Origin of the sequence: Alteromonas halophila, assembly GCF_014651815.1 — a bacterium.
Classification (GTDB): domain Bacteria; phylum Pseudomonadota; class Gammaproteobacteria; order Enterobacterales; family Alteromonadaceae; genus Alteromonas; species Alteromonas halophila.
In genome coordinates, this window is record NZ_BMXP01000004.1 from 253,886 (window position 1) to 272,465 (window position 18,580).

An 18,580-nucleotide genomic window follows, 5' to 3' on the forward strand; every position below is an offset into this window, starting at 1 on the left:
AGGTTTCATGACACAGCCGGTTCGTAAACTGGTCATCGCTGGCGGCGGCACCGCTGGCTGGATGGCTGCAGCACTGCTAAGAAAAGTGTTGCCACGCACACTCTCCATCACATTGGTGGAATCTGAAGAAATCGGTATCGTTGGCGTCGGCGAAGCCACGATCCCGCCGATTCAGACCTTCAATAAAGTACTAGGGCTGGATGAGAGAGAGTTCCTCCGGGAAACCCAGGGATCGGTAAAGCTGGCGATAAAGTTTGAAAACTGGCGGGTGCCTGGCGAAAGCTACTTTCACACCTTTGGCGCGCCGGGCGCAAACCTTGGCTTTGCCAGTTTTCAGCATTACTGGTTGCGGGCGCAGCAAGAAGGACTAACACGGTCTTTGTGGGACTACGACCTGAATTACATGTGCGCTACGGCCGGAAAGTTCAATAAAATGAACACACAAAACCCGCTGTATGAGATGCAATATGCCTATCATTTTGATTCGGCACGTTACGGGCAGTTTCTGCGTGGCATTGCCCAGGCGAATGGTGTTACGCGTCGTGAAGGAATAATTGCACATGTCGGTACCTGTCCTCACAGCGGTAATGTAACAGGCTTGCAGCTTAAAAGTGGCGAGCAGATAGAGGGTGATTTATTCATCGACTGCACCGGTATGCGTGGGTTGCTGCTGCAGCAGGCGCTGGGCGTAGAATTTGAAGACTGGCGCCACTGGTTACCGGCCGACACAGCACTGGCGGTGCCGTCACAGCGCCATGAACAGACAGCCCCCTATACCCGCAGTATCGCACACCGGGTTGGCTGGCAGTGGCGAATTCCGCTGACACACCGTAATGGCAATGGAATGGTGTTTGCCAGTGACTACCTGTCTGAGGAAGACGCCGAGTCAACGCTGATGCAAAACCTCGATTCAGAGGCACTGGACACCCCCAGAAAAATTCGATTCAGAACAGGCCGTACGAAACAGCAGTGGCACAAAAACGTCATAGCCATTGGCCTGTCCAGTGGTTTCCTTGAGCCGCTGGAATCTACCAGTATTCATCTGATTCAGTCTGGCATTGTGCGGTTGATGAAAATGTTCCCTAATCACGGTATTTCACAGGCAATGGTGGATGCCTACAATGCAGAATCAAAGCACGAGTTTGAAACTATTCGTGACTTTATTATCCTGCACTACCATGTGAATGAGCGGGACGATTCGGACTTCTGGCAGGACATGCAACGTATGGCTATTCCCGACCGGCTGTCACAAAAGCTCGCGGCGTTTGCCGAGACTGCCGCAATATTTAATGAGCAAAACGATATTTTTCGTGACTCGTCCTGGCTTCAGGTTATGCTGGGTCAGGGCATTGTGCCGGGAGATTTCCACCCGTCTGCATTAACGCCGGATCTCAGTACACTCATGACCACCCTTGAAAAAATCCGCACTACCAAAGCGGATCCCGTCGCGCAAATGCTTTCCCATGATGACTTCCTCAGCCGCTATACAGGAGCCTGACATGACCCGTCCCCACCAGGTTGTCATCGTTGGCGGCGGCACGGCTGGCTGGATGGCGGCAAACCTGTTCGCACACCATTTCGCGGACAGTCCTGTAGAGCTGACGCTGATTGAGTCACCGGACATTGGCACCGTAGGCGTAGGAGAAGGCTCTACCCCTACGTTAAAGCGCTTTTTTGAATGTCTTGCGATCCCCGAACATGAGTGGATGCCGGCCTGCCATGCCACCTACAAAGTGAACATCCGGTTTGATAACTGGAGTCCGGCGTCCGGCACCAACAGTTATAGCCACCCGTTTATCTCCCAGTTAGATGTGCACAGCGAACGGGCGTTTCATGTCAACTGCCTGACCCGCCGACTGGGACTGGATGTAACCACCACGCCAGATAAGTTTCTGTTTAATGGGTATCTTGCCCGGCATGCACTGGCCCCCGTCACGCCCCCCCACTTTCCTTTTCGGATGGAATACGGGTATCACTTCGATTCAGGCAAACTCGGTACGTTTTTAAAAGAGCGCGCTATTGCTCAGGGTATCAGGTACGTTCAGGATAATGTGGCTGAGGTTCACCAGCATCCCGATAACAGTATTGCCAGTGTCTTACTTGAATCCGGCCAGCAGATCGAAGGCGACTTATTCATCGACTGCACCGGTTTTCGCTCGTTGCTGTTACAGCAGACACTCAAGGTACCTTTTCAATCATTTTCAGAAAACCTGTTTAACGATGCAGCCGTGGTGATCCCGACTGCGCCGCAGCCTGTTGTTCCAGTAGAAACCCGCGCGACCGCCCTGTCTCATGGCTGGGCATGGCAGATCCCTCTGACTCACCGTACCGGCAATGGCTATGTGTACAGCAGTGCGTACTGCGATGCCACCACCGCTGAGCATACCTTGCGGCAGCATCTTGGGCTGGGTGAAAGCGATGCAGACGTACGTCACCTGTCAATGCGGGTCGGGCAGACCCAGTCTCAGTGGGCAAAGAACTGTCTGGGGCTGGGCCTGTCACAAAGTTTTATAGAGCCACTCGAAGCAACGGCTTTGCATCTGGTTCAAACCGGAATTGAGCTGTTTCTTGAGCATTACCACAAAGGTGATTTGTCTGACCGGTATCAGTCTGAGTATAACGCTACCATGCATGAACGCGTTGAGCGTGTGCGCGACTATATTGTGGCACATTATAAACTTAACAGCCGTGATGATACCGCCTACTGGCGGGACAACCGCAACAACATGGCGCTGTCAGAGTCATTATTACAACTGCTGGATGTGTGGTTTCGTAAAGGTGATCTTGTGCAGGAAATAAAACGTCAGGGCTTGCAGGCGCATTTTTCCACGTCGTCGTGGCATTGTCTGCTGGCAGGGTATGGTGCATTCCCGCCGATCAGAGCTGACCAGCCTGAAAAAGACGCACATCAGCACGATCTGTTCGCACAGCGAAACCTGGCCGCGCTATTTGATGGCTGCCGGCTGAATTTCCGCGCGCACAACAAGGTACTGAGCGGGCACAGTCGTTAACCGATGGTTTCTCCCCGGCGTAATTCGTAGGGTAGCAACTGTGCTTCTTTATTACCGCTTAGCAGTGCTTTCGCACTTAGCTCTCCCTTACGTTCACTGGACTGACAAATGGTCGCCATCAGCGGCCGTGTGCGGGACGCTTCATCGATACCGTCAAAGCCTGCAATTCTTAAGTCCTGCGGTACTCTAAGCCCCATACTCAGCGCACATTGCAGCAGCTCCAGTGCAATAATATCACTCATGCACAGGATGGTGTCAGGCCGGGGGTTACTGTTCAGTGCTTCTTTGGCCGCCTGCCGGGCGAAACTGCTATCACTTTCAGGAATGTGCCAGATCCAGTCTCCATCCACGGTCATTCCCTTTTCCTCAACTGCGCGAAGATAACCATCGAGTCGCCGGTGAGAAATAGAGCTGTCAGTGTCGAGTAACGGGCTGTCGTAGATGCGGCAGGTATTCGGTGAGTCTATCAGCCGAAGGCCAAGTATCGCCACGTGATCGCCCTCTCTGACGGCTGCCCGGGCAATCTGATAGCAGGCATCTTCATTGTCGATATTGATTGAGGGACGGGTTTCTAGATTAAAATCTACAGTTACCACTGGTTTGCTGACACGGGCCAGCTCCTCTGCGAGGACCCGGTTTCGCGGTAAACCATAACAGATAAAGCCATCCACAAAATCCACCACTTCCTGTATTGATTCTGAATCGCCAGCATACAACAACAGGTGTTTCTGCTCTGCCTGCAGTACGGTAGAGACACCTTTAATAAAGGTACTGGCCATAGGGTCGCTGACCGTATAACGAATACTGTCAGCTAACACCAGCGCAACGATTCGCGACTCGCCTTTACGTAAGATTTGCGCGGCCTTGTTGGGGCCGTGGTAACCAATTCTCTGACACGCTTCCAGAACCTGTTCACGCCGAGCAGCCGATAACTGATCGGGTCGATTAAACGCATTAGAGATGGTAGCGGTTGACACCCCGAGTTTTTGGGCAACATCTTTGAGGGTTAATTTTACTTTTTTCATTATAATGACGACCGTGCCGCTTTTACCGCCGCTTCTCCCGGATTCCTTACCGGGTTAATATCATGACGGTGCATGCCGCCAGAAAAGGCTTAAAAGCGCTTACAAAAATTAAGCTGGCTCATCTATCCCTTATATGCGCCAGGCCTTAATCGATTAACTTACCTGTTAAGTTATCATTTTATTAACATCTTACCCAGCACTTTTTATCACACGGCGACAAAAGTGGGATGTCAGGCTTGGGAAAACTCGAATACGTCTGTCGTCACTCAGCGGGTGCCAAAAATTTTGTCACCGGCATCGCCCAGTCCGGGAAGAATATAGCCTTTACTGTTGAGTCTGTCATCAATAGCAGCAGTGAAGATGTCCACATCGGGGTGAGCATTGACGACCGCTTCAATTCCCTCAGGCGCAGCGACCAGAAAAAGCCCCATAATATGCGTGCAGCCCTTTTGCTTTAGAAGATCAATGGTGGCGATGAGCGTACCGCCTGTAGCAAGCATAGGATCGACAATAAGTGCGATACGCTGATCAATGTCGGTGACGACCTTATCGAAATACGGAACTGGTTCAAGCGTTTCTTCGTTACGATACAGTCCGACAACACTGATCTTGGCATTAGGGAGAAGCTCAAGCACACCATCAAGCATGCCCAGACCTGCACGAAGAATTGGCACCACAGTGATTTTTTTGCCTTTTATTCGCTTAACACTGATTGGCTCGCCGCCCCAGCCTTCAATATCCGTGTTTTCGGTTGGCAATGTGCGCGTCGCCTCGTATGTCAGCAGGTTTCCCACTTCGCCCGCCAGTTCACGGAAATCTTTACTACTGACCGTTGCGGCTCGCATCAGTCCCAGCTTGTGCTGAATTAATGGATGGGTAATTTCATGAACGGCCATGCTGCGCTCCTTGTTAACCTGAAAAGGTATCAAAGTGTGCCGGGGACACCGCATATTGGCAAGCGCAATTACCCATTAATCGTTGTTTCCCACCTGCATAATATTACCTCCGGGCAGAGTGACCTGCACCGACAATTGACCACCGACTGCCTGAAGATAAGCGGCTGCACGATGTAATGGCACGTCCTGAATCCGCTTGGATTCCAGCTTACTTACACCAGACGCAGTGACAGACAAGGCCATTGCCACTACCTCCTGCTTCACACGGTGCTGCTTTCTGATATCGCCTAAAGTAAGTTCTCTCATGGTTATTTCCAACGTTTGGGCATAAAAAAGCCCAGATTGATAATTCATTCTGGGCATTTGCAAAACATGTTACCTGCGATGCCCAGAAGCGTGTAGCTGCCCCTGAACACCGAATGTCAGGTGCAATCAGTAGGTAAAATTATAAAAATACTGGCTGTGCATGTTTTGCGGTTGCATGGCGTAGTCCGTGCGTTAAACGTTGTAATGTAGTCTGATAGTAACCCTACCATGTTCTAAATCAATGGCAACAACTTTCCGTTCAGGAAAGTGCCGGGTCTGTCGTGCGTCTGGCACAACAGCTATTTTGCCACATGATTCTTAATGTGTATCAGTGATACACATTGCCCACCCCCGCGTAGCGATCTCTACGTCACACACTGAACAGGAGCAGGTATGCAGCCGCACCGAGCCAGAATCATGCTCGCCGCGTCACTGTATGCGGACAGCCATGCCCTCCCCTGTGCGTATCCTCATAATTCAGATCGGCGACGCGCACTGGCCGCCACGCCAGGAATTCTTGGCCAGCCATCAGTCGGGTCAACAAACATAGCAAAACAGGCCGGCGATCAGACCTATATTGGCGAACAGACCCTGCTAATGTTTGACCTTTTGCAGCGTGATGCCGTGTTTACCATCGAAACCGCAAGAAAGCAGTGGTGTGACTATATGCACAATCGTTGCAGCTATGTTGATGAGGCGTCAGCCCAGTCGCTGGCAACGTTTTCGACCCGTCCCCACGCGCTTAAGGGCAGCGACAGTGAGGACATGGCGGGTGCCGCGCGCATTGCACCGTTTGTTTACTGCATTGACGATTTAGCCGCGTTGCTTATCGCTGTTGAAGCACAAACCCGGCTTACCCACAGCCATCCAACTGTGATTGCTGCGACCCTGTTTTTAACCAAACTCGCCTACCGCGTTAAGCATGGTCAGTCATCGCTAGCGGCGATTGACGCTGAATCCGCGGCGCTGCCCAGTACCAGCCCGCTCGCGCCTTTGATTGATAGCGCCCAGCAGTCTGAACATACATCAGCACCTGACGCGATCCGGGCGCTGGGGAACACAGGCAGCGTTAGCTCGGCGTTTGCCAGCACCATGCTGTTACTGTTCCGCTATCGGGAGGATTTCTGGGAATGTCTGTCACAAAACATGCTGGCAGGTGGTCAGGTGGCGGTTCGCGGCGCACTTGCCGGCCTTATTCTGGGTGCCAGCCTGGATGAAATGCCCCGTGCCTTTATGGCGCTGAATAATTTTTCCCGCATTTTGCAAAGCCAGCCACAGGTACGGGCTCACTAGAAAGTCATGCAGACTGGTAACGTGCCCAGCATAGTTCGGGCCCGCTACCAGTAACTTTCTCTAGAGCGCTTTAAAGCGCACAGCCAGCCCGCCTGCCGCCGCCAGCCGCAGATTCAGGGCATCCCCTTTACGCACTTTTTTCGACTCAATCACCATGGCATAAGGGTTATTGCGCCAGTCAGTTTTTCTGGCATCACGGTATATCTGCGCTTCGTAGGTTACCCCTTCATCAAGAAAGGTCAGCGGCACCGCAATAGTACGCGCATCCTCATTCGTGATTGCGCCAAGATACCAGTCCCGTCCGCTATAGTGCCGGTGCTTCTTCTCCTTACGGGCAATCACCACATAGTCTCCCACTTCACCTTGCAGTGCGCGGGTCTCTTCCCAGTCTGTCGGCACGTCCTTAATAAACTGAAAAGCATCAGGCCTGGCTTCATAGTTCTCCGGCAGATCTGCCGCCATCTGAATGGGACTGTAAAGCACCACATACTCAGCCAGTTGTTTGGTCAGTGTCGATATGGGTCGCATAATGTCACCGGCCCCCGCTTCCATACCGCCGTTTTCTTCGCGGGTGTAGTCAAGATTAAAGATGCCTGGTGTGAAATCCATGGGCCCGGACAGCATACGGGTAAATGCCAGCATCGGCACGTGCTCTGCGGGATTGGGTGCCGACCAGCCAGAGTTATATTCTTGCCCCCGCGCACTTTCCCGTGCGATCCAGTTGGGATAGGTGCGGCGCAGCCCGGTGTCTTTCACGGACTCATGAGTATTGATAGATAACTCATACTTTGCAGCAGTTTTCACATTGTGCAGGAAATGATTGACTACTGGCTGGCTGTCTGTGAATTCATAGCGCATCACGCCCTTTTCATCGACCACTTTGAGGTTCTGACCGTAGTTAACATAGCCGGTTTTAATCTGCGCCACACCCCGCTTCTGATAAAGCGCAAAAGCATCTTCCATTTGTGCTTCGTAATTGGTGATACCGCCAGAGGTTTCATGGTGACCAATCAGTTTTACGCCTACCTCTTTGCCATGATCAGTGACTTTTTTCAGATCAAAGTCAGGGTAACTTTCGGTAAAAGAGAAAATCTCAGAATTAGCCATCCAGTCACCGTCCCAGCCTTTGTTCCAGCCTTCAACCAGCACACCGTCAAAACCATGTTTCGCGGCAAAATCCATGTACTCAATGGTGCGCTCCGTCGTTGCACCATGGTTCTCTCCTGAGCCCCAGCTGAATTTACTAATGTGCATGCCCCACCAGATGCCGATGTACTTACCCGGGTTTACCCAGTCAACGTTTCCAAGTTTATTCGGCTCATTCAGGTTCAGTGCAATATAACTGTTAACCAGATCAACGGCCTGATCACCAATTGTTACCGTTCGCCAGGGCGTTGTGAAGCTTCCTGATTTATGCACCAGGGTTCCGTCAGCGCGGGGCGCGAGCCTGGCCTCAAGTCGTCCCATCTCCAGCTGCTGCAAACTCATGCCGGCATAATCAACCAGTGCCGCTTCATGGATCGCCACATGTGTGCCATTGTCATACTTCACGGTAAACGGCGTGTGTGCTAAATCCACGTCACTAAGTGGCGTTTCGCGATACACATACTCATAGCGCTGCTGTGACTGTCCCGGGATCCAGTACGCTGTTGCCCGGTGTGAATCTGTCAGATGAAACTGTGTAAGCTCACGGGTAATGGCAATGTCGCCATTGTCCGGCATTTCATAACGAAAGCCTATGCCGTCATCAAACACCCGTGCCCGAACCACGAAACTGCGGTTTTTGTCGTCAGTGTGGGTAAAGCGCACGGCCAGCTCATTGTAGTGATTACGGATAACCCGCTGTTCGCCCCATGGCTGTTCCCACCGTGTGTCAAGGCTGTCCTCAGACACCTTTTCCACTCTGAAATGACGATACATCGGCTGGGCATTTTCAAAAGTAAAACCCAGCTTGCTCGGACGGATCAGCGTGTCCCCTTTGTACCGCACGGTGTAGTGTGCAAGCTGATTATTATCTGAAAATGTAAAGGTGGTTTCACCGTCCGGTGATGTGACTGAAAAGTCCTTTGCCTGCGTGGACGATACCGCGACACAGAAAAGACCAAGTACCATGGCTAATGGGCGCATCAGTAGCTCCATTAATTGTGAATGATTTGTGAAATAGTAACAGCCAATCTGAGAAGTTAAAGCACTTTCTTAATCAATTAAGATAAATTCTGCGTTAGCGGCCACTGGTCAGAGCACAGCATGACAGGATCAGTTATGATGGTCAGGCCGTATGCTTAAGAAATTCACTGAGAAAGCGGTTTATTTTCTGCAACCGGGTATGATTACTGCCTGCGATCATCGCACTAAGTTCGAGTAAGAACGCACGCGTGTTGTGCCGTTTGGCAAGCCCCCTGTCGGAACGGTAAACGTCCTGCCAGCTGGCGAAGGGGGACGGAGACGCAATCTCAGCCAGCCATGATTGCCAGAATGTCACTGGTATCGTTTCGCGCAACATTAAGTAAGCTGTTGCCCGCGCCAGCCGCTGCGGCTCGCCGTAGTGGTAAAAATGATGCTGCGATGGGTTTATCTGCCCACTCACACTCTCTGCCATTGCCTTAAGTTGCCTGTTCGACACTGCGGGATTAAGTGCCATCTGCAAATACACATCTGCGCTGTGAGCAACGGCATGTCGCCAGCCCACATCTTCGCTGAAACCCCGGTAATCTGAGAGTGTGTTTAAGTGTTTTGCGACCGTGTGAATCGCCATTTCGCGCTGCTCATCACTTAAAAACGAATTGATACGATCGGTCCTGACGACTTCTGACAGTGTCAGTACTGCAAATGGCAGATACACGTTTTTATCGCTGGGCGTGTTCACTGCAATATCGTTAACTAACTCACTGAACAACCTCTGGCGGGTCGTTTCGGTTAACTGCGTATCACGCATCCACTGACTTAGCAGGCCGTAGGCCAGTTCATCGCGAATATCAGGCTCTGGAGAGGCCAGGCAGTGCCGTAACTGCAAGGCCAGCGCCTGTTTGTCAATACTGTCGGAAGGGTCGGTTTTCAGTTTCTGCAACTTCTCCAACGGCCACTGCGCAGAGGTACATTTATTAAGATCGACACTTGCCTCCGTCGGCAGTGAAAACAGCATCGACAGAAGCAGCATCGTCGCCAGTTGTGTAGCTTTGAGGCAGGTCATATCACAGCTTACCCTGCGTCCTGATAGGCGTCATGCAGTAGTTCAAGCAACACATCATCAATTGGGTCATCTGCATTGGCTGTTATACGGTGAGTGCACATTGTGCCGAACGGGCCGGAATCAAGGAGTCGTCCGCCCACAGCACGATCAGTAAACTTTAAGCCGATATCCATGCGGCTTGTTGTCGCCGGCTTGAGCAGAGCAAACTGACGTTTGCGGCGGTACGAAACTGCCGCTTTCTTTGGCGCTTCTTCAACATCACTGCCAAAGGCCAGAATAGCCTGGCGCAATCCCTCAAATACGGGCCGTAATGCCTGCTTTTTCGCATACTGCGCCTCAATCAGTTCATCTGGTGATGTGCTACCGGCATCGGACTCTCTGAACTTCAGCGCAATAAAGTTGGCATAGCCATGTGTGATACCACATTCTTTTTTAAGAAACGCCATGATATCGCTGTGCTTATTCAATTGTTTGCTTGTTAGTATGGTTTTCCACTGCGCCAGAGTATTACCGGTTTTCTCGGGAAGGTTTTGTTCCATTGTCACGCTCCACTGTTTTTCTAACCATAACCGAGTTTTCTATTTTTGCTTTATCGATGCGATAAACACGCCGCATTTTGCTTTGGGCATAAAAAAACCGCCACAAATGTGGCGGTCCTTTTCGTGTTGTCTGTCTGCTATTTACGTTTTCGCGCAAAAAGCATTCCCAGTAACCCGGATGCCATTAAAAAGACAGGTAACGGCGCCGGTACATTGGTGGTTCCACCCTGGCCAACGATAATTTGTATATTAGTGCTTGCCAGTGCATTGTTGTTACCATCAAACGCTGTCAGGTAGAAATCATAGGTGCCGTCTACAGTTGGATCGAAAGGCGAGATAAACCAGTGAGGCTTCCATGAGTTTTGTGCAACATTGTATGTGCTGATATTCGACGCATAATCAGATGCTGCAGTAGCGGCTCCACAATTGGTTTCAATACCACTTTCGTTAGCGGTCGAGTTGGTTCCCAGAGAATGATCATAGCAGGGTGCACCGTTAATCAGATCAAACATGGTGAAACTGGTACCCATCGACGGATCCATATCCAGTCCCAGTTGATACGTCAGGTCGGATAAAACTAAGCCTGATTGCCCTTCAAAATCTGTATTGATTGACCATTCGAAGCTCCACTCTGCAGTTGGAAACGATTGAGAGGGGCCCACACCAGGGGCAAAGCTGTAAGTACCATCCCCATTGCTGTTAAATATATTCTGAGGAGCACCTGATGCATCGTGGCGAAGTTTACCGCGCAAGGCCAATTCTATACCGTTGTTACGATCAATGGTGTAGCTGCCGTTTGTATTACCGCTGCCAAAGATAGCGTCGGGTGTTGCGTCTGCGTCATAAATCAGTGCCGCATTGGCCCCGCCTGATGCAAGTAACACTGCCAAAGGTAGTATTTTTTTATAAATGCCTGCCATGTTTTTTCCTTTTTTCTTCATGTAGAGACAGCCCGCTATCTGATGACGTGTTTGATTTAGCTGTCAGATGAACCTTGGCGATCATTCTTAACGACGATTATATTAGCCAAAAGTATAAGTTTAGACTGATAAGCAAATTTCAGACCTGATATTTTATACCTAAATATCAATCACTTAAAAATTAGCGCCAGGAGCGTTGTAAAAAATACTGACACCAGTGACAGCATGAACGTGATATGCCAGTCCAGTATTCAGTGGTCTGGAGAAGTGAAATAGCATGAAAAAGCCGGTGTCCTGCTAAAACAGCGAACACTGCAAAATCCGGCCACATTGAACCATCAACCCAAAAAGCACGGACCATAAGACTGATTTGTTTGGACCAATATATCTAATTTCTAGGACCGATTTTTATTTAAACAAATAAGGAAAATATTTACATCAGTTCTATGTCTGCTTGGTTGAAACCATTCTCAAAGATACGATTTCAGCGGCAGCGGAGCTGTTCTGTAATATAAAGAGGCGATGGTACTGGATTTTTGAAGGAAGGCAGCGTTTTACTCAAAGCCACCCATATTTTTTGAGGCAACGTACTCTAGAATAGAATCTGCACCAGCCTTCCCACGCTGACGAAAAACTTCAGAGGGCGACATATCTCCAAATCCTTTTATTCGACTGGAGGTAAACCATACCCAAGCATCTAGTAGGGACTCAAACCAAGGATTGACCTCGTCCATGATCGTTATGACTGCCGATACTGTTTCGCTGTCGAGGTTTTCCTTACTTGAGCTTACCCCGATTTGAGCACAAAACTCCTGCAATGAAATGCCAAGCTGATTGGCTAATTTCTGCGCTTGCTTTTGACTGCTTGTTTTCATCGATTATAAATTGTGCTCGAAGGCCTTAATAATGATTATAGACCAACCACCCAAACACTATTACTCTCGTCTATCAATTGAATCCAAATCCATTGACAGCAAAAGACCCCATTGAATGCAAAACCCGCCGGAGCGGGTTTGGTTTCAAATCGCAGGGTCTAGCGATTGAAATCAAGGAAAGCTAAAGAGGTGTTCTATTGGCTTAGCTAAGGTTAGTGCCTCTCTATCACCAGCAACATCTAACCGATTCAGCTTTTTATGCGGCCCATACAAATCCCAGTTTCCTTGATGCATACCGACTACAATGTTCAAAGGGTGTACTTTTTGAATCGCAGATATCATTTTCAAATGCATAGCTTGTGCGCTACCACCGACAAACATTGTTGGGGCTAAGTGCAAGCCTGTATCATCTAGTGTTACGCCCCAAGTTTGATCTGTATGCCAAGAGTGGGCAGTAACAAACATTCCAATAAAAGAAACCATCAACTCCGGGAATGGAGGAAGGGACTTGCACTCATGCGCAGCTATCACGTCTTTGCTTGAAACTCTGTAGAACGAGCGTTTTCCCTTCGCATAGTCATCATCTTTCACTTTTTCAATGCGAGTGTTTCTTCTCACTACAGATAGGTCTGGAGCAAAGGAAATGTGTTCATCTAGTTCGGAATAAATCTTTAGCTGCTGCCTTATTTCATAGGCTCTTTCTCCAAGCGAAGCGACTACATAGGAGAAGTTGTTGGGGTTACCACTTGGCGATGTTAGATAACGAAATTCACCATCAGTAGTAAGATTTTCGACTGAAATATCAAACTGCATTTGCTCATAATAATCGAGTAGTGCATGAAAACACCCAATCTCAAATGATGCAGACAATTCTCGTTGTTTTTTGCTATACACCAGCGAATGATCATCAACAAATTGAGTGACCATCTTTTCAACGTCAGATAACCAAGCACTACTCGTTTTCATACAAGTCCTTTGCAAGATTGAAAACGATGTCGTTGGCTGAATTCAGCCCCATCACAAAGCTATTAATTTCTAATTTCGCAATGATGCTATTAAAGCTTTCAACCGCCTTATTGATTTTGCGACTTCTAGAAGCGTTGAATTTGATACTTTTACCGTAACTTATTGGTATATCTGAACCTAGACCGCTATTTGTTGAGCTTCGAGCCGAGCTGTCTAATGGACCAAGTACAAGTTGATAAAATGAGTTGAGCACGAACACGACCTTGAGCATTTCATCGTTCCAGTTATTGGAATAGAGCTTGATTAGGTGCGGGTTATCCTTTGTTTTTACGTATTCTAGCTGTCGCTTAAAAGCGGAAACTCGTTTATCAATAAGCTGCCTTAGCTCGTATTCGAGGTATTCCGATAGCTGTTTTTGAATTTTCTCGTGCGCCACTTAATGCATCCTGCTCAGTATATTGAATGCAAAACCCGCCGGAGCGGGTTTGGTTTCAAATTAAAGCAAGCGAGCTTATTATCTACGCTTATGCTAATTTATTCTTAAACTGTTCTTCGCAATTAGACTTCAACTATCAATTGGGTCTATTTTGCTAGTATATGTATTTCATTCTTATCAACCCTTTTAAATAAGCCAAAACCATCATTACTATTTTGCCTTAATAAATCGATAGTCTCTTCTAATCGAGCTTCGGAGGTTATAACGGTGTGGGCGTTGTAAAAACATCCGGAAAACTCTCTTTCGAAGCTACTACCGTCAAGTCCTTCGCCAACATCGATAACGTAGTATTCCTCAAAATAAAATGGCCCGATTATTTTTTTAGTGTTATAGATTTTTCCGCTTAATGCAGAAATGCAATCCACCTCTCCACTGCTAGCTATTATATTTCTTTCTTCAACGTTGCTTTCATTAACGAAAAGGAAAGCAAGCGAAATATTGATAGCTAAAGAGATCCCCAACAAGTATTTCATCTTCTAATCCTGCCAGAAGTATTTCGCATTTTCATAATTAACTTTCTGCCTTATAGTGAACATACTCTCATAGTTGATCTCATATCGAAATACATTCTGAGTTCCTACTAGGTGTCCATCTTCATAAACATCGAACTCATAGTTCCATTTATCATCCCAGTAACCATAGGTAGTTGTTGTCACCTGATCTACAGAACCTACCTGATTCATTATTTGGCTGAATATATTTCCTTTAGCAACAAACTTCTTCAATGGGTTATCAGAAAAAAGGTCATTATCTGGCGTCATTCGATTAATTCCTGCTTCCATGACTCCCATTTTCTTTGTTTGTACATCGTCAAAAACTTCTGGATGTTTCCTAGCTCTTTTCGATTCTAAGGTCATGCTCTTGAGTTTGTAAGAAATTTCATTTACCACATATTGAAGTGCAGCAGTCATTGCTCCGTTTGCAAACTTTCCGCCAGTTAACTTGGACACTGTGCCTCCAGCAATCGCTTGAATTACGGTCCGCCCATAGGAAGCACTCGACTGTATTTTACCAACACCTTTCATGACTCCCGCAGATAAGAACCCATGGCCAAAGTTGCCACCTTGCAAGTCAGAAAGAACCCCTCCTGTAACAGCATGAGCTGCTATCTGTGTAGCACCACTCCATTGTGGTCCAGCTACTGAATGTGCCCCGTATCCTAATCCACCGAATGCTGCACCAGAAAAAGCACCATTCAAAGTTCCTCTGAGTGAGCCAGTATTTATCGCCCCTGCAACAGCTCCAGATATGGCGCCAGCAGCCATATACCCTCCCAGTGAAAGGGTGGTTATACTCATTGTTGCGCCTGTGGCTGATATTGTACCTAAAGTCGTTGTAGTTGTGAGCCCCCATCCAGCGGCCCAACCAGTTGCTGCTCCATATGTCGCTATCGCTGCAACAGCTGCCACGATTGGCCTCCAGTATTTCTTTACTTTCTTACCTAACCACTTAAAGAAATACCCACTTGGATCTGTGTAACTCATCGGGTTATTCAACACATATGAATAACGGTTATAGTTCTGGCTATTCATCGGAGTCTGAATAAACGGATCAGCCTGCAAAAACCTACCCAAGGTTGGATCGTAGATCCTACCGTTCATATGGATACAGTGGATCTATGATCCACTAAGGAGGCTGCGAATAAGTCTATGGCCGCTCAGGCTTTCAGCCAAGGGGCTAATCAAGACGGTCTTTTGCAGGCCTAACGGGTTAAGTCGAAAAAGGCCAACGCAGAGTAGGCGCTTGGCTGGAAGCCCCGTAGGGCGAGCCCTGAAGCACGCATTTGCTGCGTTAGGCTTCTTGCCAAGGGCGACGGCCATTGCCTGCGAAACCTGCCTTGCAACTACGCACTTCAGGACTCGCTGAGTGACTATAGACTTATTCGCAGCCTCCCTAATCAAAATAGTGGATTCGTTATTTAGCTATTGAGTTAATGGTTTCAGACGCTTTTTTTGCTCGACCAATGCTTACGCCAAACGCTTTTCCACTTAACTCGAAAAAACTTAAGACTGATTCACTCGGTGAATCACCTTCCCTTGCATAGGGGTCAAAATAAATATCCATGTTTTCCAACTTGATCTCCGAAACTACGCCTGCCCACTCAAGAACTTCCTTTGGCACTTTATCGCCATATTGCATATGCAGACTCTGAACTTCGGCAGCAATTGATTTCAAGTTATCTAGTGCTTGATTTGCAACTTGAAAAGATTCTTGTTCGCGAATTCTGTTCTGTTGCCTTTCAATTAAAGTAACCACGTCTGGGTTAGTGCTTTTTGTTTGCTCCTGATATATGTAATTTTTGATGGGTGTAAAATTGTTGGTTATCTCTGCGTAGTTATCGAAGATAGGTATGATGAACTCATTTACTCTAGCTAATACACCCAAATCCAAAACTGCCTGTTTATAGGCTTTGTCATCAGTCGATGTGTTAAATTGACTGACGGCGGTTAAAATTACGATACCGACCATACAAGCGGAGTTACCCCAAACGAAGATTATAGGTTTATCATTTTCATTCATTTTCCGGGTATAAAGCGTTATGCCAATCGAGAACAATGCCAAGAGCATGATTGTATAAGTTGCAAACAATACTAATTCCTTTTTATTTAGCGTTGATTAATAAAATTTCCCAAGATCCTGATAGCTTCAATACCATCCGCGACGGGTAACTCGTTGTAATCCATTTTTGTATCTAAGACTCGCCTGATATATGTACCGCTGCCCTCTCCAAATTTAGGATGCACGTATGGATTTCGCATTTTTCTGAGTGAGGTTAACTGGTCAGCCAAATCACTATCAATAACACTATGCTCTGCGGCTGCTGCAATAAGTTTCGCAAACCCCTTTGTTGCGATAGCCTCTTGCTCAGTAAGCACAAATGAATGCGCTAAAGAATGTTCAACGACTAATTGGCACAACAACACACAGGCAACAAAATTTCCGTGTTTAAAACTTTCTTCAATTTCAGCTAGGATTGCAGGGTCTATGCCTCCGCTGAAAGCCCAACTTTCACGATGAAGGTTTACGACATGACTACGGAAATAACTCACTCGTTTTCTTGGGGAATCAAAGTCCCGATATTTCTCCACCCAATTCAAAGTGCCCTCCGCAGCTCAGGCTCAGATTGTCTGCAATTTGACTTGTACTAACTTGTCTTCATCCTTTAGTTCAGTTTTCAAGAACTGAACCCATTTCATGGAGTATAAATAGCCGTCGAAACCCTCTACATAAGCAGAATGCTCTCCCGCATATGTCCTGTCAGTTTCTCTGGGCCTTGCTTCATAAAACTTCCAACACTTAGTATGCAATGTCATGTTAAACGAGGGAATCTTCTTAGATACCAATTCAACTACTCGTTTAGGCTTTAATTTAAAGGGGTTTTCCACCCCCTTGATAAATGCGACAGCCTGCTCGTAATTTTGAAGTTGCTCTTCAGAGAGGCTGTTGACATTGATAAACTCAACCGCCAAATCAGACGATGTAGCATGATTGCCTAACTTGGGAACCAAAAAAGCTCTAAGTCTATACTTTTGGCTTTGGGCAATTTCGTCGCTCAAATCATCACGATACGTCTCCATGTAATCCTTAACTACTTTGTAGTTTTCTTTTTGTAATTGTTTTAGGGCATCTATTTGGGCTTGTTCCGAAATTCGTGTAAGTTGCATGGCAAAAGCAAGTGAAGTTGTTAGTGCATGGACATCACCAAACTCTTGGACAATTATCTCTTCAAAGTTGTTGAGTGCTGACTGGCACTCTCCCACAACGGCCAAGTCAATAGCAGGTAAATTACGGTGTTCTATTTTGTTTCGAAGACCAATTAAAAACTTCAGATTTGCTTTTTCGGGGCTTACTATTCCACTCCAATAATGGTCCACGCATTCAGAAAGCTCCCATGCCTTCTTATCTCCATCAATCACGACTGGATTGCCATCTTGGTCGTAATGAAAATAGTCCACGCCCCGCTTTTCAAAAATCGCATGGAACAACGCGGTGAAAGCGATATTTATATTTACGATAAAGCCGTAAGTTTTAAACTCGGTGTATGGGTTGTTGTAGATTGAAACTGCTAATAGAGCAAATTCCTTTGCTTTGTGAATAAGGACACCTTTAGCTGACATGTCTGCCGTTTGTTGTAACTTTTGGCTATGTACAGCTCTGAATTCTTCTTTGCTTAAAAAGCAAACACCTGAACTTGTGTACTGATCCCCATCTCTTTCGACATATTGATGCCAGCGCTTTGATGGGTATGTTCGGCATGTATCGACTTTCCATCCAGTAGCATCGGCAAGTTGTCGTATGGTAAACGCTTCGCCTTGGCGCTCGCGGCTAGTTAAAAATTCGAACGCCAAATCGACTTTCTCATATCTACTCATCGTATCCTTACCTTGTATATCGACTAACGATCCCTAGAAAACTTATCTGCCATAATTGCTTTGTAGTTGTCAGAACAACCGGACAGGAGCTGCTCACAACCGCCCATTTCAGATGCACACGTTGGAGAAACCAGAAAAGGGGTTTCACTAGAAATTAAAACATCGACGATGTTGTTGTACCTGTCAGTATCCTCGTGATGGTCAATTGCATATAGTCCCCAACATTGATTGATAAATGGGTCGATTACCTCATAGATAAATGTTTTTGTATCGCAGGGCCATTCATCAGGCGCGGTAAAATGTTGTATAGTGTTCCTAAGCTGTCCAAACGACTTATACAATTCATGATTAGGTAATTTTATCCCTGTTGCAGCCCAAAGCCGTTCAGGTAAGTCCAAGTATGAAAACGTCTTCGCACTTTTCACCAAGTCTTTAAAACTCAGGATATCAACCTCAGCTTGATTTGAACGCGGTATTTTTTCGAAAATTAATAACGGGTGTTCTTGCGCAATTCTAGCTTTGATAAAAATTTCAGCAGCATGTGCCGCTTGAAGCACTGACATTTCGTCCCACATCTCACCTTCGAAACTATAAAAGCACGCATGATAGTTAGCATGAGAGAGAGCAGCTCTCCCCAACCTAATCATATGCTCATGAACTTGGTTCAATTCCTTTTGCATAGCGCCCGTA

Annotated in this window: 19 protein-coding genes and 1 pseudogene; 3 read left to right on the forward strand and 17 right to left on the reverse strand. The window is 47.4% G+C overall.

The annotated features are described in order from the left end of the window. The first annotated feature begins 7 nt into the window (after window positions 1-7). Window positions 8-1,498, forward strand: a complete 1,491-nt coding sequence (locus IE054_RS10745) for a tryptophan halogenase family protein (RefSeq protein WP_189406272.1) — start codon at window positions 8-10, stop codon at window positions 1,496-1,498. 1 nt (window position 1,499) lies between these two features. Beyond that, window positions 1,500-3,011 (forward strand): tryptophan halogenase family protein, encoded by a 1,512-nt coding sequence (locus tag IE054_RS10750; protein ID WP_189406274.1) that lies wholly within the window; start codon window positions 1,500-1,502, stop codon window positions 3,009-3,011. On the opposite strand, the gene IE054_RS10755 is transcribed toward IE054_RS10750, so the two are convergent. From IE054_RS10755 to IE054_RS10765, 3 genes are all read right to left on the reverse strand, one after another. Further along, a complete protein-coding gene (locus IE054_RS10755; RefSeq protein ID WP_189406276.1) occupies window positions 3,008-4,036 on the reverse strand; it encodes a LacI family DNA-binding transcriptional regulator in 1,029 nt (342 codons plus the stop codon). The two genes, IE054_RS10750 and IE054_RS10755, sit on opposite strands and share 4 nt — an antisense overlap. Window positions 4,037-4,302: 266 nt before the next feature. Further along, on the reverse strand, window positions 4,303-4,932 hold the full coding sequence (gene upp, locus IE054_RS10760) for a uracil phosphoribosyltransferase (protein WP_189406278.1): 630 nt from the start codon (window positions 4,930-4,932) through the stop codon (window positions 4,303-4,305). A 75-nt stretch (window positions 4,933-5,007) separates the two neighbouring features. Continuing rightward, window positions 5,008-5,238, reverse strand: a complete 231-nt coding sequence (locus tag IE054_RS10765; RefSeq protein WP_189406280.1) for a helix-turn-helix domain-containing protein — start codon at window positions 5,236-5,238, stop codon at window positions 5,008-5,010. A gap of 393 nt (window positions 5,239-5,631) precedes the next feature. On the opposite strand from IE054_RS10765, the gene IE054_RS10770 reads away from it, so the two are divergent. After that, on the forward strand, window positions 5,632-6,531 hold the full coding sequence (locus IE054_RS10770; protein WP_189406282.1) for an ADP-ribosylglycohydrolase family protein: 900 nt from the start codon (window positions 5,632-5,634) through the stop codon (window positions 6,529-6,531). 60 nt (window positions 6,532-6,591) lie between these two features. Here the strand turns inward: IE054_RS10770 and IE054_RS10775 are convergent, their stop codons facing one another. The 14 genes and pseudogenes from IE054_RS10775 to IE054_RS10835 all read right to left on the reverse strand — a co-directional run bounded on the left by IE054_RS10775 (window position 6,592) and on the right by IE054_RS10835 (window position 18,570). After that, window positions 6,592-8,658 (reverse strand): glycoside hydrolase family 97 protein, encoded by a 2,067-nt coding sequence (locus tag IE054_RS10775; RefSeq protein ID WP_189406284.1) that lies wholly within the window; start codon window positions 8,656-8,658, stop codon window positions 6,592-6,594. 142 nt (window positions 8,659-8,800) lie between these two features. Beyond that, the gene (locus tag IE054_RS10780; RefSeq protein WP_189406286.1) at window positions 8,801-9,721 is read right to left on the reverse strand and encodes a DUF2785 domain-containing protein; all 921 of its coding nucleotides are present in this window, start codon (window positions 9,719-9,721) and stop codon (window positions 8,801-8,803) included. A gap of 8 nt (window positions 9,722-9,729) precedes the next feature. Beyond that, complete coding sequence (locus tag IE054_RS10785) at window positions 9,730-10,260, reverse strand: DUF5655 domain-containing protein (RefSeq protein WP_189406287.1); 531 nt, start codon at window positions 10,258-10,260, stop codon at window positions 9,730-9,732. A 137-nt stretch (window positions 10,261-10,397) separates the two neighbouring features. Further along, on the reverse strand, window positions 10,398-11,180 hold the full coding sequence (locus tag IE054_RS10790) for a PEP-CTERM sorting domain-containing protein (RefSeq protein WP_189406289.1): 783 nt from the start codon (window positions 11,178-11,180) through the stop codon (window positions 10,398-10,400). Window positions 11,181-11,734: 554 nt separating this feature from the next. Beyond that, the gene (locus IE054_RS10795) at window positions 11,735-12,055 is read right to left on the reverse strand and encodes a hypothetical protein (protein WP_189406291.1); all 321 of its coding nucleotides are present in this window, start codon (window positions 12,053-12,055) and stop codon (window positions 11,735-11,737) included. Window positions 12,056-12,226: 171 nt separating this feature from the next. Next, window positions 12,227-13,021, reverse strand: coding sequence for a hypothetical protein (locus IE054_RS10800; protein WP_189406293.1), 795 nt, complete (start codon window positions 13,019-13,021; stop codon window positions 12,227-12,229). Continuing rightward, on the reverse strand, window positions 13,008-13,457 hold the full coding sequence (locus tag IE054_RS10805; protein ID WP_189406295.1) for a hypothetical protein: 450 nt from the start codon (window positions 13,455-13,457) through the stop codon (window positions 13,008-13,010). Before IE054_RS10805 ends, IE054_RS10800 begins: the two co-directional genes overlap by 14 nt. 146 nt (window positions 13,458-13,603) lie before the next feature. Then, window positions 13,604-13,990: a hypothetical protein gene (locus IE054_RS10810; RefSeq protein WP_189406297.1), complete on the reverse strand. Its 387-nt coding sequence runs from the start codon at window positions 13,988-13,990 to the stop codon at window positions 13,604-13,606. A gap of 3 nt (window positions 13,991-13,993) precedes the next feature. After that, window positions 13,994-15,001 (reverse strand): hypothetical protein, encoded by a 1,008-nt coding sequence (locus tag IE054_RS10815; RefSeq protein WP_229805098.1) that lies wholly within the window; start codon window positions 14,999-15,001, stop codon window positions 13,994-13,996. Window positions 15,002-15,037: 36 nt separating this feature from the next. Beyond that, window positions 15,038-15,118: pseudogene (locus IE054_RS17980) on the reverse strand (RHS repeat-associated core domain-containing protein); the annotation flags it as partial. A gap of 313 nt (window positions 15,119-15,431) precedes the next feature. Continuing rightward, window positions 15,432-16,106 carry a hypothetical protein gene (locus tag IE054_RS10820; protein WP_189406301.1) on the reverse strand — a complete coding sequence of 225 codons (675 nt, stop codon included), beginning with the start codon at window positions 16,104-16,106 and terminating at the stop codon, window positions 15,432-15,434. Between the two features lie 17 nt (window positions 16,107-16,123). Next, complete coding sequence (locus tag IE054_RS10825) at window positions 16,124-16,567, reverse strand: hypothetical protein (RefSeq protein ID WP_189406303.1); 444 nt, start codon at window positions 16,565-16,567, stop codon at window positions 16,124-16,126. A 69-nt stretch (window positions 16,568-16,636) separates the two neighbouring features. Continuing rightward, window positions 16,637-17,890 (reverse strand): DUF3644 domain-containing protein, encoded by a 1,254-nt coding sequence (locus tag IE054_RS10830; protein ID WP_189406305.1) that lies wholly within the window; start codon window positions 17,888-17,890, stop codon window positions 16,637-16,639. A gap of 23 nt (window positions 17,891-17,913) precedes the next feature. Further along, the gene (locus IE054_RS10835; protein WP_189406307.1) at window positions 17,914-18,570 is read right to left on the reverse strand and encodes a hypothetical protein; all 657 of its coding nucleotides are present in this window, start codon (window positions 18,568-18,570) and stop codon (window positions 17,914-17,916) included. Between the last annotated feature and the right edge of the window lie 10 nt (window positions 18,571-18,580).

What these genes read in the sequence shown, in the direction of transcription:
- IE054_RS10795 (WP_189406291.1), bottom strand. Translation starts at nt 12,055, where the DNA reads ATGAAAACAAGCAGTCAAAAGCAAGCGCAGAAATTAGCCAATCAGCTT.
- IE054_RS10785 (WP_189406287.1), bottom strand. Translation starts at nt 10,260, where the DNA reads ATGGAACAAAACCTTCCCGAGAAAACCGGTAATACTCTGGCGCAGTGG.
- IE054_RS10765 (WP_189406280.1), bottom strand. Translation starts at nt 5,238, where the DNA reads ATGAGAGAACTTACTTTAGGCGATATCAGAAAGCAGCACCGTGTGAAG.
- IE054_RS10830 (WP_189406305.1), bottom strand. Translation starts at nt 17,890, where the DNA reads ATGAGTAGATATGAGAAAGTCGATTTGGCGTTCGAATTTTTAACTAGC.
- IE054_RS10745 (WP_189406272.1), top strand. Translation starts at nt 8, where the DNA reads ATGACACAGCCGGTTCGTAAACTGGTCATCGCTGGCGGCGGCACCGCT.
- IE054_RS10750 (WP_189406274.1), top strand. Translation starts at nt 1,500, where the DNA reads ATGACCCGTCCCCACCAGGTTGTCATCGTTGGCGGCGGCACGGCTGGC.
- IE054_RS10835 (WP_189406307.1), bottom strand. Translation starts at nt 18,570, where the DNA reads ATGCAAAAGGAATTGAACCAAGTTCATGAGCATATGATTAGGTTGGGG.
- IE054_RS10775 (WP_189406284.1), bottom strand. Translation starts at nt 8,658, where the DNA reads ATGCGCCCATTAGCCATGGTACTTGGTCTTTTCTGTGTCGCGGTATCG.
- IE054_RS10810 (WP_189406297.1), bottom strand. Translation starts at nt 13,990, where the DNA reads ATGAAATACTTGTTGGGGATCTCTTTAGCTATCAATATTTCGCTTGCT.
- IE054_RS10790 (WP_189406289.1), bottom strand. Translation starts at nt 11,180, where the DNA reads ATGGCAGGCATTTATAAAAAAATACTACCTTTGGCAGTGTTACTTGCA.
- IE054_RS10770 (WP_189406282.1), top strand. Translation starts at nt 5,632, where the DNA reads ATGCAGCCGCACCGAGCCAGAATCATGCTCGCCGCGTCACTGTATGCG.
- upp (WP_189406278.1), bottom strand. Translation starts at nt 4,932, where the DNA reads ATGGCCGTTCATGAAATTACCCATCCATTAATTCAGCACAAGCTGGGA.
- IE054_RS10800 (WP_189406293.1), bottom strand. Translation starts at nt 13,021, where the DNA reads ATGAAAACGAGTAGTGCTTGGTTATCTGACGTTGAAAAGATGGTCACT.
- IE054_RS10755 (WP_189406276.1), bottom strand. Translation starts at nt 4,036, where the DNA reads ATGAAAAAAGTAAAATTAACCCTCAAAGATGTTGCCCAAAAACTCGGG.
- IE054_RS10815 (WP_229805098.1), bottom strand. Translation starts at nt 15,001, where the DNA reads ATGAGTTACACAGATCCAAGTGGGTATTTCTTTAAGTGGTTAGGTAAG.
- IE054_RS10780 (WP_189406286.1), bottom strand. Translation starts at nt 9,721, where the DNA reads ATGACCTGCCTCAAAGCTACACAACTGGCGACGATGCTGCTTCTGTCG.